Below are 2219 nucleotides of genomic sequence, written 5' to 3'. Positions count from 1 at the left end.
GAAAGAAAGGTCGCTATCTTTGTGACGAAATACCATCTGCAATGGCTCCTGACCGTGTCCGGTCTCAAACCGATGGAAATTCGTCCGCAGCGCTTCATGACGCTGTGTCAGCAGATCCAGACTCTTGCGGAAAATAGCAACATCAAAGCTGCCATGCTGATCAAACGACGCTTGCTGGAAGTAGGCGCCTGAGTCCGGTTCCATCAGGTTATGGAACAGCATCCCCTTTTGCATCGGAGAAAGAGCATACACATTTTCCAGCTCGCCCACAGAAGCCGTTTGCTTCGTCAATTGTTCCAGCTGTTCCAATGATAAGCCTTTGAACAAGATATCGCTTGGCGTTAGCTCACTTCGCCCTTGAGACGCGCAATGCTTGATCACTTCCTGCAAGCTTTCCTGCAGCAGCCGGGCAAACTTCTCTACATTTTGCTGATGATATACGTGGCTGTCATAGCGAATTTCCAAGGTCAGCACGCCTGCTGTAATCATGCCGTTCACATTCAGCGACTGCTCCAGCACGGTGCGGTCACTCAGCGGCTCTCCACCTGGATGTGAAGACAGCGTGATTTCTCCATGTTCCAAGTCCTGATCAAATTGACCCAAATAGTTAAAGCTGATCTCAGGCTGCAAAGTTAAGAATGGATCGGCGTCATCTGAAGACATATACTTCAGAATACCGTAGCCAATGCCCTTACGCGGCACATGACGCAGGTCCTCTTTTACCTGCTTGATGCGCTGTCCTACTTCTGATGTTCCATCCACATCGAGCAGCACGGGATACTGGCTTGTAAACCAGCCCACCGTACGTGTGATGTCGATATCTGGAACGATGGCTTCCCGGCCATGTCCCTCCAGATGAACCAGCACACGCTTCTGCCCGCTCCAGTTGTATAATGCACTGCCGAGTGCGGTTAGCAGCAGATCGTTGACCTCGGTGTTGTACGCCCGGTGCGATTCCTGAAGCAGCAATCGGGTTTCCTGTTCGCTCCAAGCCACGGTCACCGTCTCACTGTCTCTGACCAGCAAAGGCTGTCCGGCCGCTCTTTCTTGATCCTTAGGTAGCGACGCGACTCCGATGTGGGCAAGACGCTGCCAGTATTCGCGTTCATTGTCGACGGCCGGACTGTTCGCATATTGAGACAACCGCTCTACCCAAGCAGAGAACGAATCCGTTTTATATGGCAAGCGAATCGCTTCTCCCCGAACGGCCTGCTCATATCCGGTCGCAAAATCTTCAAACACAATCCGCCATGAAATGCCGTCTACGACCAAATGGTGAATGGCAATCAGTAAATGATCTCCATCCATGCAGCGGAAAAGTCCCAGCTTCACCAGCGGCCCTTCATCCAGACGAATGGAGCTTTGGATGGCATTGGCTTGCGTTTCAATCGCCATCACCACATCCGCCGTGTCTTCGACGCCTGTCAAATCCACAACGTCCAGATGATACAACTCGCCTTCCTTCACACCGCGATTCCACGCTTCATAGCCCTGTTCGGTCTGACGGAAAACCATACGTAACGCATCATGATGCTCCGTCACCTTGGTCACCGTGCGATGCAATGCGTCTAGATCGAAACCTTCCGCTTTGTGCAACATCACCGACTGGTTGAAATAATGTGGCTCTGCCGACGATAGTTCAAAGAACCATTGCTGGATCGGAGTCAGCTTGACGCTGCCCGAAATTTCACCCTGGTCGGCTGTACGGCTAACGTTGTGTACATGACCGCTCAGCAGCGAAATGGACGGATATTGGAACAAATCCTTCATATCCAGCTTGTAGCCCGCTTGCAGCAGACGGGAGGATACCTGGATCGCTTTGATCGAATCCCCGCCCAGATCAAAGAAATTATCCAGAATGCCGACGCTCTTCGCTCCTAGCACCCCTTGCCAAATGGAAGCTAACGTCTGCTCCAGCGCTGTGCGCGGCGCTACATAATCCGCTCCGCTTTGCAATCTGCCTTCCGGTGCAGGCAAGGCCTTGCGGTCGATTTTACCGTTCGGTGTCAGCGGCATCTGCTCCAGCTGGATGAAATACGAAGGCACCATGTAGTTGGGTAATTCTTCACCCAGCAAGCTGCGCAGTTCACCCGCGCTTACTTCTCTTTCAGCGACATAGTACGCCACCAGTTGGTTTTGCCCTTGCTCGTCCGCTTGGGCCAGTACGATGACCTCTTGCACGTCTTCCACTTTCAGAATCTGTGCCTCGACCTCGCCCA

1 protein-coding gene is annotated in these 2219 nt (G+C 52.6%); it reads right to left on the bottom strand.

Translation table 11 applies throughout. From position 1 onward, the window contains the following. The coding region (locus tag FKV70_RS25760) for a condensation domain-containing protein (RefSeq protein ID WP_244310853.1) at positions 1-2219 on the bottom strand (2219 nt) is incomplete at both ends.

Origin of the sequence: Paenibacillus ottowii (assembly GCF_006874425.1) — a bacterium.
Lineage (GTDB): Bacteria > Bacillota > Bacilli > Paenibacillales > Paenibacillaceae > Paenibacillus > Paenibacillus ottowii.
Note: the sequence above shows the minus strand (reverse complement) of the source record. Positions and strands in the feature narration are given on the sequence as shown.